This is a genomic window from Synechococcus sp. HJ21-Hayes (assembly GCF_024345835.1).
In the GTDB taxonomy this organism is placed as follows: Bacteria; Cyanobacteriota; Cyanobacteriia; order PCC-6307; family Cyanobiaceae; genus Vulcanococcus.
In genome coordinates this window covers 39,083-53,293 of sequence record NZ_JAGQBW010000009.1, presented here as the reverse complement: position 1 = coordinate 53,293, position 14,211 = coordinate 39,083, and the positions used below count along the sequence as shown (strand labels likewise).

12 protein-coding genes and 1 tRNA gene are annotated in these 14,211 nt (G+C 66.2%); 7 read left to right on the top strand and 6 right to left on the bottom strand.

Annotated elements, in window-relative coordinates; genetic code table 11:
- Positions 1-19: 19 nt before the first annotated feature.
- From KBZ14_RS08720 to KBZ14_RS08710, 3 genes are read right to left on the bottom strand one after another with little or no spacing between them, the layout of a single operon-like run.
- On the bottom strand, positions 20-274 hold the full coding sequence (locus KBZ14_RS08720) for a cytochrome-c oxidase (RefSeq protein WP_255117936.1): 255 nt from the start codon (positions 272-274) through the stop codon (positions 20-22).
- 53 nt (positions 275-327) lie between these two features.
- Positions 328-615 (bottom strand): DUF3181 family protein, encoded by a 288-nt coding sequence (locus tag KBZ14_RS08715; RefSeq protein WP_255117935.1) that lies wholly within the window; start codon positions 613-615, stop codon positions 328-330.
- A 24-nt stretch (positions 616-639) separates the two neighbouring features.
- Positions 640-903, bottom strand: coding sequence for a hypothetical protein (locus KBZ14_RS08710; protein ID WP_255117934.1), 264 nt, complete (start codon positions 901-903; stop codon positions 640-642).
- A 126-nt stretch (positions 904-1,029) separates the two neighbouring features.
- On the opposite strand from KBZ14_RS08710, the gene KBZ14_RS08705 reads away from it, so the two are divergent.
- From KBZ14_RS08705 to KBZ14_RS08690, 4 genes are all read left to right on the top strand, one after another.
- Positions 1,030-1,103, top strand: a tRNA-Arg gene (locus KBZ14_RS08705).
- 101 nt (positions 1,104-1,204) lie between these two features.
- Positions 1,205-2,494 carry a serine hydroxymethyltransferase gene (gene glyA, locus KBZ14_RS08700; protein ID WP_255117933.1) on the top strand — a complete coding sequence of 430 codons (1,290 nt, stop codon included), beginning with the start codon at positions 1,205-1,207 and terminating at the stop codon, positions 2,492-2,494.
- A 78-nt stretch (positions 2,495-2,572) separates the two neighbouring features.
- Positions 2,573-3,682, top strand: coding sequence for an MraY family glycosyltransferase (locus tag KBZ14_RS08695; RefSeq protein WP_255117932.1), 1,110 nt, complete (start codon positions 2,573-2,575; stop codon positions 3,680-3,682).
- Positions 3,672-4,925, top strand: a complete 1,254-nt coding sequence (locus KBZ14_RS08690) for a competence/damage-inducible protein A (protein WP_255118016.1) — start codon at positions 3,672-3,674, stop codon at positions 4,923-4,925. The genes KBZ14_RS08695 and KBZ14_RS08690 overlap by 11 nt, the downstream gene beginning before the upstream one ends.
- A gap of 50 nt (positions 4,926-4,975) precedes the next feature.
- Here the strand turns inward: KBZ14_RS08690 and KBZ14_RS08685 are convergent, their stop codons facing one another.
- Both KBZ14_RS08685 and KBZ14_RS08680 read right to left on the bottom strand, forming a co-directional pair.
- Positions 4,976-7,141: an amylo-alpha-1,6-glucosidase gene (locus KBZ14_RS08685; protein WP_255117931.1), complete on the bottom strand. Its 2,166-nt coding sequence runs from the start codon at positions 7,139-7,141 to the stop codon at positions 4,976-4,978.
- Entirely contained in the window at positions 7,068-8,168 is a 1,101-nt protein-coding gene (locus tag KBZ14_RS08680; RefSeq protein WP_255117930.1) for a glycosyltransferase family 4 protein, read from the bottom strand. Before KBZ14_RS08680 ends, KBZ14_RS08685 begins: the two co-directional genes overlap by 74 nt.
- Before the next feature lie 149 nt (positions 8,169-8,317).
- Here KBZ14_RS08680 and leuC point away from each other — a divergent pair, with 149 nt between their 5' ends.
- The 3 genes from leuC to KBZ14_RS08665 all read left to right on the top strand — a co-directional run bounded on the left by leuC (position 8,318) and on the right by KBZ14_RS08665 (position 11,004).
- On the top strand, positions 8,318-9,739 hold the full coding sequence (gene leuC, locus KBZ14_RS08675; RefSeq protein ID WP_255117929.1) for a 3-isopropylmalate dehydratase large subunit: 1,422 nt from the start codon (positions 8,318-8,320) through the stop codon (positions 9,737-9,739).
- A gap of 44 nt (positions 9,740-9,783) precedes the next feature.
- Positions 9,784-10,419, top strand: a complete 636-nt coding sequence (locus tag KBZ14_RS08670) for a 3-isopropylmalate dehydratase small subunit (protein WP_255117928.1) — start codon at positions 9,784-9,786, stop codon at positions 10,417-10,419.
- 84 nt (positions 10,420-10,503) lie between these two features.
- On the top strand, positions 10,504-11,004 hold the full coding sequence (locus tag KBZ14_RS08665) for a pentapeptide repeat-containing protein (RefSeq protein ID WP_399210449.1): 501 nt from the start codon (positions 10,504-10,506) through the stop codon (positions 11,002-11,004).
- Here the strand turns inward: KBZ14_RS08665 and KBZ14_RS08660 are convergent.
- Positions 11,001-14,003: a DUF3769 domain-containing protein gene (locus KBZ14_RS08660; RefSeq protein WP_255117926.1), complete on the bottom strand. Its 3,003-nt coding sequence runs from the start codon at positions 14,001-14,003 to the stop codon at positions 11,001-11,003. The two genes, KBZ14_RS08665 and KBZ14_RS08660, sit on opposite strands and share 4 nt — an antisense overlap.
- Positions 14,004-14,211 lie beyond the last annotated feature (208 nt).

Here is a 14,211-nt window from a genome sequence, read left to right as displayed (position 1 = left end):
CTCGGCCCTCTGCCCGGGCTCAGAGCTCCACGATCCGTTCCTCGCGCACCTGCACCGGGATCTCCAGATGGCTGCGGCCCACCATGGCCGGGCCATCCACCGAGAAGATGCGCGCCTCGATGCCGAAGTCGCGGAAGGCATTCTCCAGTTCCTGGATCAGCGCCTTTTCCACCTGGGCTTCAGCATCCACCACCTTGCCGATCAGTCGGCTGCCGAGGCGGCCAATGCGCTGGCGCACCACCTCGCGGGCGTTGGTGACCTCGATGACCAGCACAGGGCCGCGGCGGGAGGCGCAACCCTATCCGCCCTGCCGTGGCCCGACAAGGCTCAGCAACGGCTGGCCAGCAGATCTTCGAGATCCTGTAACTGGCCGGGGGGCACCAGCCGGGCCAGGGGCAGCTTGCTGCTGCCGCCGCCGATGGGCACCTGCACGGCCTCCAGGGCCTGGCGGGCGCACACCCCAGGCCCTTGATCCAGCCGAGCGGCGCATTCGATCGCCAGGGTTGCGGCCAGGCCGGCGTCGCCCAGATACAGATGCCAGCCGCCGATCTGGATGTAGAGGCGGTCTGCCAGTTCCAGCTGCAGGCTGCGGATCTCGTCTGGGGAGAGGGCCATGGCGGCGGCTTCAGAGGCTCCCGTTCACGATGGCCCGGCCGATGTGGATTCGGCATTGACCTTGGGCCGCTGCACCACAACGCTCACCAGTTGGGCCAGCAGCAGCACCGCCCAGATCTCTGTGAGCCAGGCCAGATGACCCCAGGGATGGCGGATGCCCTGGACGAACCAGAGGCCGCTGTTGACGGCGGCGAAGATGCCCCCGTGCAGCACCACATTCACGATGCGCTCGAAGTGGCGGTAGGTGGGGTCGTCGGGGTTGGCGGGCCCGTACCAGCGGATCGGCATGAGGGGAGAAGCCGCAGGGCGCGGCGGGGGTTGTCTTGATTGTGGCGGCCCTGCTTCAGCCGGGGCCTGTGGGGCCCAGTTGACGGCCGGGCCCCCGATGTGGGCACAATGTCAGGGCAGGCACAGGCGCTTGTAGCTCAGCGGATTAGAGCATCTGACTACGGATCAGAGGGTCGGGAGTTCGAATCTCTCCAGGCGCGCTTGAAACCAAAACCGTCCTCCGGGGCGGTTTTTTTGTGTTTGCAGGCCAAGTCGTGGCTGTTGTCGGTTTCTTACGATCGATTCATCTTGCGCGGGTTTCATGGCGGCTTCCAGCGGTGCGGCGATCAACACCTCCCTGGCCAGCGGTGATCCCGCCATTGCGGCCCTGATCAACAAGGAACTCGATCGCCAGGAAACGCACCTGGAGCTGATCGCCTCCGAGAACTTCGCCTCCCGGGCCGTGATGGAGGCCCAGGGCTCGGTGCTCACCAACAAATACGCCGAGGGTCTGCCGGCCAAGCGCTACTACGGCGGCTGTGAGCACGTGGACGCCATCGAGGAACTGGCGATTGAGCGGGCCAAGCAGTTGTTTGGTGCCGCCTGGGCCAACGTGCAGCCCCACAGCGGCGCCCAGGCCAACTTCGCGGTGTTCCTGGCCCTGCTGCAGCCCGGCGACACGATCCTGGGCATGGACCTCAGCCACGGCGGCCACCTCACCCATGGCTCGCCGGTGAACGTGAGCGGCAAGTGGTTCAAGGCCGTGCACTACGGCGTGGACCCCGACACCCAGCAGCTCAACTTCGACACCATCCGCCAGCTGGCCCTGGAGCACAAGCCCAAGCTGATCGTGTGCGGCTATTCCGCCTATCCCCGCACCATTGATTTCCAGGCCTTCCGCGCCATTGCCGATGAGGTGGGTGCCTACCTGCTGGCGGATATGGCCCACATCGCCGGTCTGGTGGCGGCGGGCGTGCACCCCAGTCCGGTGCCCCATTGCGACGTGGTGACCACCACCACCCACAAGACCCTGCGGGGCCCCCGCGGTGGCCTGATCCTCTGCCGCGATGCCGAGTTCGGCAAGCAGTTCGATAAGGCCGTGTTCCCCGGCAGCCAGGGCGGCCCGCTCGAGCACGTGATCGCTGCCAAGGCCGTGGCCTTCGGTGAGGCCCTGCAGCCCAGCTTCCAGGCCTACAGCCAGCAGGTGGTGGCTAACGCCCAGGCCCTCGCCGAGCGCATCCAGGAGCGCGGTATCGCTGTGGTGAGCGGTGGCACCGACAACCACATCGTGCTGCTGGATCTGCGCGGCATCGGCATGACCGGCAAGGTGGCCGACTTGCTGGTGAGTGATGTGCACATCACCGCCAACAAGAACACGGTGCCCTTCGATCCCCAGTCGCCCTTCGTGACCAGTGGTCTGCGCCTCGGCACTGCCGCCTGCACCACCCGTGGTTTCGACGAGGCCGCCTTCCGCGAGGTGGCCGATGTGATCGCCGATCGCCTGCTGAACCCGGAGGACGCTGGCATCGAACAGCGCTGCCGCGAGCGGGTGGCTGCCCTGTGCGCCCGCTTCCCCCTGTATTCCACTGAGCGTCAGCTGCAGCCTGCGTAACCGCTCGAATGGCTGGCCCTGCTTAAGCTTTCGCCCACCGGGCCAGCTCCGGCATTCTTCCCGATCCATGCAGCGCTTGTGACGATCTCCAGCAGGCCAGACCTCGCTGCGGTGCTGGTCTTTGCTGCCGCTGCGCTGCTCACCGCCTTGATCGTGCCGCTGGTGCGCCGGGCCGGACTGCGCTGGGGGCTCATTGACCAGCCCGATGCCCGAAAGCAGCACACCACGCCGATGGTGCGGCTGGGTGGGGTGGGCATCGTGGCGGGCTTTGGGCTGGCGCTTCTGGTGATCTGGTGGCTGGGGGGCTTTGCCGGCCTGGCGCCTGAAAAAGACCAGCTGATCTGGACCACCCTGGCCGGAGCTCTCTGCTTCTTCGTGATCGGCCTGGCCGACGATCTGTTCGCGCTACCGCCGCTCCCACGGCTGGCCGGCCAGGTGGGAGTGGCGATGGCGGTGTGGAGTCAGGGTGTGCGGATCGGCGCCATCGATCTGCCCTTCGCCCTGTTCGGTGGCCAGCCCGGCGCCCTGCCCCTGCCCGATGGGCTGAGTTTGCTGGCCACGGTGATCTGGCTGGTGGGCATCACCAATGCCATCAACTGGCTGGATGGCCTCGATGGTCTGGCCGCCGGCGTCAGTGGCATTGCGGCGGTTGGCTTGTTGTCGGTGAGCTACAGCCTCAACCAGCCGGCGCCCGGGCTGCTGGCTGCCGCCTTGGCGGGCAGTTGCCTCGGCTTTCTGCGCCATAACTTCAACCCCGCCCGCATCTTCATGGGCGATGGCGGCTCCTATTTCCTGGGCTTCGCCCTGGCGGCCATCAGCATCGTGGGGCCCGCCAAGGGCCTCACCAGCGTGAGTCTGTTGCTGCCACTGCTGATTCTGTCGCTGCCCTTGGCCGACATGTCGGCGGTGATCATGGGCCGGGTGAGCGAGGGCCATTCGCCCTTCTATCCCGACCGCCGCCACCTGCACCATCGCCTGCTGCGGGCAGGCTTCAGCCATCGCCGCACCGTGGTTCTCATCTATGCCTTTACCCAGTGGCTAGCGGCCCTGGCGCTGGTGTTGGCCAATGCTGAGCTGCGTTTCCTGTGGCTGGCCCTCGCCACGGCGGTGCTGATCTGGGTGGTGATTGCCTGCCGCCGAAGCCTCACCCGTGAGCAGGCCCTGGAGCTGCCCGGCGATGGTGGCTGAACTCCTGTGCATCGGCACCGAGCTGTTGCTCGGCAACATCACCAACGGCAATGCCCGCTGGTTGGCTGAGCAGCTGGCTGCCCTAGGCATTGCCCATCACCGCCAGGCGGTGGTGGGTGACAACCGCGAGCGGCTGATAGCGGCGGTGCGTGAAGCGTCGGGCCGTTGCCGGGTGCCGATCACCACCGGAGGCCTGGGCCCCACCCCCGACGATCTCACCACGGAAGCCATCGCCGCAGCCTTCGACACACCGCTGGTGGAGCACCCCGAGATCTGGCGTGACATCCAGGCCCGCCTTGGTGCCCGCGGCCGGGTGTGCTCCCCCAGCAATCGCAAGCAGGCCTTCCTGCCCCAAGGGGCCCAGGTGTTGCCCAATCCCACCGGCACCGCTCCCGGGATGATCTGGACCCCTGTGCCGGGCTTCACCGTGCTCACCTTCCCGGGGGTGCCCAGCGAGATGCGGGCCATGTGGGCCGCTACCGCTGCCCCCTGGTTACGCCAGACCGGTGTGTCTGAGGGGGTGTTCGCCAGCCGCATGCTGCGCTTCTGGGGCGTGTCGGAATCGGCCCTGGCTGAGCAGATGGCCGATCTGCTGGCCCTGGAGAACCCCACCGTGGCGCCCTATGCCGGTGCCGGTGAGGTGAAGCTGCGGATCACGGCGCGGGCCGCCACCGAGGCTGCAGCTGAAGTGTTGCTCGAGCCGGTGGAGGCGGAGATCCGTGTTCGCTCAGGAGCCGCTTGCTTCGGCGTTAACGACGACAGCCTGGCTTCGGTGGTGCTCGAGCTGTTGCGCCACCGCGGCGAGACCCTGGCGGTGGCTGAGAGCTGCACTGGTGGTGGGATCGGCGCTGCCCTGGCGGCGGTCCCCGGCGCCTCGGACGTGTTCCTGGGTGGGGTGATCGCCTACGCCAATGCGGTGAAGCAGGCGTTGCTCGGGGTGCCGGCGGCAATGCTGGAGAGCCATGGGGCCGTGAGCGATCCGGTGGCCTGCGCCATGGCCGAGGGCGCCCGCCGTGCCACTGGTGCCACCTGGGCCATTGCCGTGACCGGCATTGCCGGCCCCGGAGGCGGTAGTGCTGAGAAGCCGGTTGGGCTCGTGCACCTCGCCATTGCCGGCCCGGATGGCTGCACCAGCGAGGGGGTGCGCTTCGGCGCCAGCCGCGGCCGGGCCTGGATTCAGCAACTCACGGCCGGTGAAGCGCTGCACCGCCTGCGCCTGGCCGCGGCGCCCCCCGAGGGCTGAAGTCCAGGGGCTGCGTGTGACGCACACCATCTACTTGTGAATCACAACGTCTATTTGTGAATCACAACATCCACGCCGCTGCTGCGGCGTTTCACCAGCACCCCGGTGTCCACCTCGCCGCGGTGTAGTTGCAGGTCGATCTCCTCTTCGCCCAGCCGCAGCCCATGGATCTCCAGCAGGTTGATCCGCTCCGGTAGGACTGGGTTGCGGAACAGCACCTCCACGCGCCCGCTCTCGGCGTTGTGGCCGATCCCCATGCCGGTGATCGCCTCCAGCAGCCCGAACAGGCTGCCACTGGCCCAGGCCTGGGGGCTGCAGGCCACCGGGTAGTGGGTCGGCCCCTCGTCGGGCTGGCGCGGGAAGCCGCAGAACAGTTCCGGCAGGCGATGCAGGGGCATGGCCTGGGCGGTGTCGAACAGGCCCATCAGGATCTGCATCGCCTCCGGCGTGTGGCCATAGCGGCTGAGCCCCAGTGCGATCAGCGCGTTGTCGTGGGGCCACACCGAACCGTTGTGGTAACTCATCGGGTTGTAGCGGGCTTCCCCTTCATCCAGGGTGCGAATTCCCCAGCCGTTGAAGCTGCTGGGGGCCAGCAGTTGGCGGGCGATCGCGCTGGCTGCGGTCTTGCTGGCCAGGCCGGTCCAGAGGCAGTGGCCTGCATTGGAGGCGCGCACCTCGCAGGCCTCGCCCTGGCCGTCGAGGGCTAGGGCATAGGTGCCGATCCGCTCGCACCAGAAGGCGTCGTGGAAGCGTCGCCGCAGCAGGCTGGCCTCTTCCAGCAGCCGCTCGGCCTCGGCGTCGTAGCCGAAATGCCGTTGGATGTGGGCCATCGCTTGGCGGGCCCCATAGCTGTAGGCCTGCACCTCGCAGAGGGCGATCGATCCCTCCGCAAGGTGACCGTCGGCATGGTGCACGGCATCGTCGGAATCCTTCCATCCCTGGTTGCGTAGGCCCCCCTGGGCGGCGCACTGGTAGCGCAGGAAGCCATCGGGGGCGTGCTGCTCGGCGTTGCGAATCCAGGCCATCGCCGCATCCAGGGGGTCCTGCAGGTCGTGGATGAAGGCCTGATCGCCGCTGCGCATCAGGTAGTCGCCTGCCAGGATCAGAAACAGGGGAGTGGCATCAACGCTGCCGTAGTACTGGGCAAAGGGCACCTCGCCCAGGGCGGCCATCTCCCCCAGCCGGGCCTCGTGCAGCACCTTGCCGGGTTCGGCATCGCTCGCCGGGTCGCCGTGGCGTGCCTGGTGCTCCGCCAGGAAGCCCAGGACGCCACGGGCCAGCCTGGGTTCGAACAGCAGGAGCTGCCGGGCCGTGATCAGGCCATCGCGACCAAACGGACAACTGAACCAGGGAACGCCGGCGTAGGGGTAGAGGCCGTGGTCGAGCTGGCTGGCCAGCAGGTGGACATCCGAGGTGGAACGCGCGATCCAGGCATTGAAGGCGGGATTGTCGCTGCTCACGCTGGCGGCCAGCCGGTTGGCTTCGCGGAAGCGCTCCACCGCCGCCTCCAGGGCTGCATCAAAGGCCGCCTCCGGCGTCGGCGGTTGACGGCTGCCATCGGGGTGGAAGTCGAGCACCAGGCACAGCCGCCTTGGTCGCCGTGGTTCGAGTTGCAGGCTCAGCTCCAGGCAGGTCTCATCGAGCTCCTGCACCGGGCCGCTCAGCCGCACGAGGGTGCAGCGCTCGGTGTTGTCGAGTCCGCGGTACACCGCTTCCAGTCCCTCCGCCGTGCAGCTGTGCACCGTGCGCCCGCGCTCCGGCCGTTGGTAGCCCCGCACTTCGAAGATGTCCCGAAAGTCGGCGTCGAAGTGCAGCGTGATCGGCACCTGCAACGAGGTCTGGGCGTAGCTGGTGAAGGTGAGTTGTTGCAGGCAGGCCGTCGGTGTGAGCACCGTGCTCCGTTCCAGGTGCACCGTGCCGTCGTCGTTGCTGAGGTGGCTCACCTGCAGGCCCAGTTCCCCCCGCTCGGTGGAACTCAGCACCGCCCCAGGCCGGCCCCACAGTTGCCATTCCAGCCGGCTCACATGGCGCGTACCGCGGTGGAACACACCCGAGTCCGCGTGGGTGTCGGGGTGGATCTCGCCGTGGGCATCGAGCATCGCAAAGGTTTCCCCGTTCTTCAGCACGAACGGGGGGAGCACGTCATGCGGCATGAAGTTGGGGATCGCGGGGTGAACAGGGGCGGTGCAGGGGCTGGTGGCTGCCGTGGCTTCCATGGGCCTCGATCAGGCGGCGATACAGCTGCTCGTACTGCTCCGCCTGGCGGGTCACGCTGAAGCGCTGCTCGAAGTCGTGGCGTACCGCCTGCCGATCCAGTCGGTCGAGCTGCCGCACCGCATTGACGGCCTCGGTGATTGAGTCGACCAGCACACCGTTGACGCCGGGATGGATCACCTCCGGCGTCGAGCCGTTGCGCCAGGCGATCACGGGCGTGCCACAGGCATTTGCCTCGATCATCACCAGTCCGAAGGGCTCGGGCCAGTCGATCGGAAACAGCAGGGCTAGGGCATGGCCCAGCAACTCCTGCTTCCCGGCGTCGTCCACTTCGCCGATGAACTCCACCAGCGGATTGGCCTCGATCAGGCCCGCGATCTCGTCGCGGTAATACGTCTGATCGCTGCTGTCGATCTTGGCGGCCACCTTGAGGGGCAGTCCCAGTTGGCCGGCGATGGTGATGGCCCGGTCGAGGCGTTTTTCCGGGGAGATGCGCCCCACGAAGGCCAGATAGTCACGGGGGTTCTGCACGGGTTGGTAGAGGTCCAGGGGTAGGCCGTGGTGCACGGTGCCCAGCCAGTGGGCCTCAGGCAGGGGCTGGCGCTGCGCTTCGGAGATCGACACCAGTGGCAGGTGGGGGAAGCGCCGATACAGCTGGGCCCGGTCGGGGGCCGTCAGGGGGCCGTGCAGGGTGTTGAGATGGGGCACGGGCAGGCGCCGCGCCACGGGATAGTGGCTCGCGCCGGTGTGGAAGTGGAGCACATCGAAGCGATCCAGCTGATCCATCACCTGATCCAGCTGGATCAGCTCCGGCACGTTGGGGTCGCCGTCGTAGCCCGCCAGCCGTAGGGCTTCGGGCACGCAGGGGAATAGCTCGGCGCTGGTGCGGGAATCGCCGCTGGCGAACAGCATCACCGCATGGCCGCGCTGCACCAGTTCTTCGGTGAGGTAGTGCACCACCCGTTCCGTTCCGCCATAGCGGCGGGGCGGGATGCTTTCGCAGAGCGGGGAAACCTGGGCAATTCGCATCGCTTGCGCGCACGGGGGTGTGTCGCGGAGCGTGCTCCCCTCGACCTTTCAGTCATAGAGAGGGTTTTTCGGTGCGCTGGAGCCGGATCTGAGGCGAATGGATCCCTGGGTGCAGCTTTAGGCTGGCTCCTCAGTCGCATGGGCCATTCGTGAGCGCCGGCACCCTCTACGACAAGGTCTGGACCCTGCATCAGGTTGCTGAACTGCCCGGTGGTTCCACCCAGCTGTTCATCGGCCTGCACCTGATCCATGAGGTCACCAGTCCCCAGGCTTTCGCCGGCCTGCGGGACCTAGGCCTGAGCGTGCGCCATCCCGAGCGCACCGTGGCCACGGTGGATCACATCGTGCCCACCACCTCCCAGGCGCGGCCCTTCGCCGACCCCCTGGCTGAAGAGATGCTCGTGACCCTCGAGCGCAACTGCGCTGAGTACGGCATCACCCTGCATGGCCTCGGCAGCGGTCGCCAGGGCATCGTGCACGTGATCGCCCCCGAGCTGGGTCTCACCCAGCCCGGCATGACCGTGGCCTGCGGCGATTCCCACACCTCGACCCACGGCGCCTTTGGGGCCATCGCCTTCGGCATTGGCACCAGCCAGGTGCGCGACGTGCTGGCCAGCCAGACCCTCTCGATGGGCAAGCTCAAGGTGCGCCGCATCTGGGTGGATGGTGCTCTCCAGCCGGGTGTGTACGCCAAGGATCTGGTGCTTCACATCATCCGCAGCCTGGGGGTCAAGGGCGGGGTGGGCTATGCCTATGAATTCGCTGGCCCGGCCATCGAGGCGCTCTCCATGGAGGAGCGCATGACCCTCTGCAACATGGCGATCGAGGGCGGTGCCCGCTGCGGGTACGTGAACCCCGACGCCATCACCTTTGCCTACCTGAAGGGGCGTCCCTTTGCCCCCAGTGGTGAGGCCTGGGACCGTGCTGTTGCCTGGTGGAGCAGCCTGGCCAGCGGCCCCGATGCCGTGTTCGACGACACGGTGCGGTTCGATGCCGCCAGTATCGCCCCCACGATCACCTGGGGCATCACCCCGGGCCAGGGCATCGGCGTGGATGAAACCGTGCCCACCCTGGAGCAGACCGAACCCGATGAGCGGCCTCTGGCGGAGGAGGCCTACCGCTACATGGATCTGCAGCCCGGCAGCCCGATTGCCGGCACGCCCGTGGACGTGTGCTTCATCGGCAGCTGCACCAACGGCCGCCTCTCCGACTTGCAGGCCGCGGCGGCGGTGGCCAAGGGCCGTCACGTGGCTCCCGGCATCAAGGCCTTCGTGGTGCCGGGCAGTGAGCAGGTGGCGGCGGCGGCGGAAGCTGAAGGCCTCGACAAGCTGTTCACCACCGCGGGCTTCGAGTGGCGGGAGCCAGGTTGCTCCATGTGTCTGGCTATGAACCCGGACCGGCTGGAAGGCCGCCAGATCAGTGCTAGCTCCAGCAACCGCAACTTCAAGGGCCGCCAGGGCTCGGCCAGCGGGCGCACATTGTTGATGAGCCCGGCCATGGTGGCCGCTGCGGCCATCAACGGCAAGGTGAGCGATGTGCGTGAGCTGTTGGCGTCGTCCGCTCCGCTCTGATTGCCCTCACAGGTTTGCTTCCGTCTGCTCGCGTCGCCATCCCCATGACTGCTCCAACCGCTTCCTTCCCTGTCGGACCGATCGTCTCGGTGTGCGGCACCACCGTGGTGGTGCGCGGCGACGACATCGACACCGATCGGATCATTCCGGCCCGCTTTCTGAAGTGCGTCACCTTTGAGGCCTTGGGGCCTGCGGCCTTCGCGGATGATCGGGCTGAGCTTGCAGGCGATCCGGCCGGGCCCCATCCCTTCGATCGGCCCGAACACCAAGGGGCTTCGATCCTGCTGGTGAACCGCAACTTCGGCTGCGGTTCCAGCCGTGAGCATGCTCCCCAGGCCCTGATGCGCTGGGGGATCCGAGCTGTGGTGGGCGAGAGCTTTGCGGAGATCTTCTACGGCAACTGTCTGGCGCTGGGGATCCCCTGCTTCACCGCGAGCCACGACCTAATGCTCGCCATCCAAGAGGCCGCTGCGGCTCATCCCAGCGCCGTATTCAGCCTGGATGTGGCGGCAGCCAGCCTCGAGGGTTCAGGTTGCCGCTGGCAGCTCGAACTCGCCCCCGGGCCTCGCCAGACACTGGCCAGCGGCCAATGGGACGCCACGGGTCAGCTGCTGGCCAATGGCACGGCCCTGGAGGCCACCGCTGTGCGCTTGCCCTATTTGAGCGGCTTCCCGGGCTGAATCGGCGCCTTGTCCTGGCGGCTTGTGGCGGCCAGTCGCTCAGCTGTCTATCAAGAAAGCAGGGTTCTTGGCGCCGTCATGGCCATGGCTGCATCGTTGCTCCCTGTGTTGGCGGGTCTGCTGGTCCTGGCGCCGGCTGCCGCGCCGGCTCTGGCGCAGGCTCAGGCTTTGCCAGTGGTTCCCTATGCAACAGCTGCCGCTGATCGTCCGCCTTGGGCGGCCTGTGCTGGCTGCGACCTCCGCGGCCGTGATCTGAGCGGCCTGTCGCTGATTGGCATGGATCTGCGGGGAGCCGATTTGCGCGCTGCCGATTTACGTGGCAGCAATCTCGAGGGCGCTGATCTGAGCGGTGCCCAGTTGCAGGGCGCCTTGTTGCAGGGTGTGCTGCTCACCAATGCTGATCTGGCCGATGCCGATCTGCGCCAGGCTGATCTGCGTGACGCCATCGTGATTCACGCCCTCACGCCAGGTGTGCGCACCGAGGGGGTGGTGTTGATCGGCGCCGATATCACCGGCAGTGATCTGGTGATCGGTGGGCCTGAGGAGCGCATCCCGCCTCTGCCACCTCTGGCACCTCGTCGTTAAAAGAGGGAGCGGCGCTTGGCGTACTCGTTGCTCGGGTGATAGGGCACGAAGGGCACGCCCGTTCCTGAGAAGTTGAAATCGTTCAACTTCACACGAACGCCCCCGATCTGTTCGTAGGGACTGTAATAAACAGCGAATTCATAACCGCGGCGCTGCCAACGCAGCTCCACCGAGGCCCCGGTTACGTCGCCGAAATAAATGGATGAGGGATCCACATTCAGCCCCAAGCCCCCACTGAACACCAGCGGACCTACGAGTTGTTGGGTCCAGCCAAGGCCAAGGGTGGCGAGGTCCACAGCTCGATCAAAGCTGAAGGGGCTCTGCCCCTGGCGCAGGGTGCCCCCACCGGTAACGGTGAAGACGGTGTAGTCGAGGAAGTTCTTGGTGAAATGGCCCAGGGTCAGGGATGGACCGCCGGAGATGCTCAGCAGGTTCTGGTTGGTGCCATCGCCGTAGTAAGCCACGTTGAGCGATGTGTTGGTGTTGATGCTGAGCCCTGGCACGATCGGGGTTGGGGTGTTGCGTGTGGCGGCCTCGGCGTTCACAGGGGCCGGCTTGCCGGTCCAGAGGGCTACGGAGCTGTTCACCGACCCAAAGAAGCTGGCTCGCCAGAAGTCGGCGATGTTGGTGGTATTGAACTCATTGCCCTGAAAACTGCCGAAGCCTGCGCGCCAGAAGTAGTTGTGGCTGATTGATCCCCAGTTTGGAAGCGCGCCGACCTGCTCGAGTGAAGCGCCAAGCGCGGAATACACATCCTGTTCCCCCAGGGATCCATTCCAGGTTCGGTAGCGATAGGCCCCGAATAGGCGGCTCGTGACCGTGCCGATACCCGGCAGGCTGATCGGTTTGGCGAAATCGCCCCAGCTGCGGATCGCATTGGTGAGATTGCTGGGGTCAAAGCTGGAGATGCTCACGGTGGCATCGCTGCTGAAGCCCAGAACCGTGCCCTTTAGCTTGCTTTCCAGGCCAAACAGATCGCCAATGCGGGTGGGCTGGCTGCTGCCGGGATCACCGGCGGATTGGCCGGGTAGGGGATAGCTGTCCGTTGTGCCGCTGAGGGCCCGCTGCACCATGAACTGGGGTTGAAGCGTGAGCTTGGCCCCGCGCTGCCCCAGCTTGATGGGTTGGAGCTTGCGGCCCACGTAGAAACCATCGCGGTCTTCGCCATCAACAGCCGTAACCCAGGGATTGTCGACCTCCTTGTCCTTTTCCAGTAATAGGTTGCGCCGCATCGGCAGGGGCAATCTGTTCTCAAGAATCAGCCGGCTGCGCTGGCTGCGGATCTGGGTGGCGCCGCCGGGCAGCTGTTTGGCCAACACACCTTCGGCATCCAGCCACGACTGGGCAGGGGTGTAGGGGTCGTTGGTGAATGCCACCCGATCACCACTCCAGCCATCGGGGGTGAGGGTGAGTTTGGCGGCTTGGAAGCGCCAGCGACTCACCGTTCCATCCACCAATTTCTGGGGGCCTGCTGCATTGAGGCTGCGGATCTGCCGTGGTTGGGCCTGGCCGAAGGTTTCGGCCTCGCTGGGTTGTGCGTAGGTGGTGGTGACCCCGAGGCGGCGCTCCAGCTTCAGGCTGCGCACGTAGGTGAGATTGCTGACCCTTTGATCCACGGCGGCATCAATGGCCTGTTGGCGCTCCTGTTCTTGCTGCCTTGGCGTCAAGGTTGTGGTGGGCTTGGCTGCTGTGCTCGGTTCTTCTGGGGTGGTTGAATCCAATGCTCCGAAGGCCACGCTGTTGAGCTGCTCGGCTAGGGGGCGCACCGGTTGACGGCGGGTGCGATCCGGATCGGAACAGCCACTGGGGGGAGGCATGCTGGCGGTGAGTCGTTGGGCTGGCGCCTCCCCGAATCTGTAGCGAACGCCCATCAGGTAAGCGTTGCTGCCTTCACTCACGCCGCTGTAGGTGCCATAGGCCCCGGAGCGGTGATGGATGCGTCCCACCACCGACCATTCCGGCGACACCAGCGCCTCCACCTCAAAGCCCAAGTAATTCAGGAAGGCTGTGTAGTTTTCGCGGTAGGTCTTCTCGTAGTTGCTCACCGATGTGTTCAGGCTCACCCCTTCCACAAAGCCGAGGCTGAGCCAGGGTTGTACCCACAGGCGTAGGCCAAGTCCGGCTGTGATTTCAGCAAAGGTCTGTGCGGGGGTGTCGGCGAAAGGAACGGCCTGGTTGAATTCACCACCCGCCTGGGTGTAGGCGTGGTGGCCCATCAGGTTGGAGTCGAATTCCAGGGCCAGTGGTCCGGCCTCGATCAGCCGCTTGTTGAGGCCCACGCCCAGCAGATATTCCGGGCGCAGGCGTCCGTTGAACACGAAGGTGTCGCCGAAGTTGGAATCCACCATCTGACCGCCCCAGAGGGTTGCGGCCCACGGATAGGGATGCCAATCGGGGATAGCCGGGAGCGGTGGCGGGCATGCCATCGTCTGGGCGGCGGGGGAGAGGGCCACGGGAGGCATCCGCCAGTCCGCGTTGCTGGGTTCGATCGGTGCCACACCGGATGGAATGGGCAGCGTCGCGGAGCTCAGGGCCTTAAACGGTTCAGCGCCCTGGGTGGGTGGATCGAGGGGCTGTTGTTCGAGCGCGGTCTGGGTGCGTTCCGTACTGGTAGCCCAGCTGGAGATCGCTTGGCCCTGGGCCTTGCCATTGGCTTGGATCAGGAGGGCTGGAGGCTCGGTGCTGAATTGGGGTTGGCTGGATGCCAGCGGGCTTGGTGCGTTCCAGTAACTGAGCGGTGCAAGGGCCGCCGAGGGCGGTTGAGCCAGATCCAGATCACTGGCAGTGGTATCGAGATCAAGAACGCCATACACATCCTCCAATTCCCCGGTGCTGGCGATCAGGCTGTAGCGCAGTTTGCTGGCCTGCAAATACTGTTCACCCCGCTGGAACCGCACACTGCCGCTGGCGTAGATCGTGCGGGTTGTGAACTCATACTCCAAACGGTCGGCCAGCAAGCGGCCTCCAGCCACAAAAGCCATCACGCGACCGCTGGCCACAAAACGGTTGAGTTGTTGGTCGAATCCCTGGGTATCTGCCCTGAGCTCGATATCCAGAGGTGGTTGCTGCGCGGGGGAAGCCGGGATCAGCCTCGGCTTCGGCGGCTGGTCAATGGAGTTCGGCGATGCCGGGATAGGCAGCTCTGGCCCTGCCAGAGCAAAACCCGGCTGCATCGACACTGCTACCGACCCCAACGCCGCGATCACA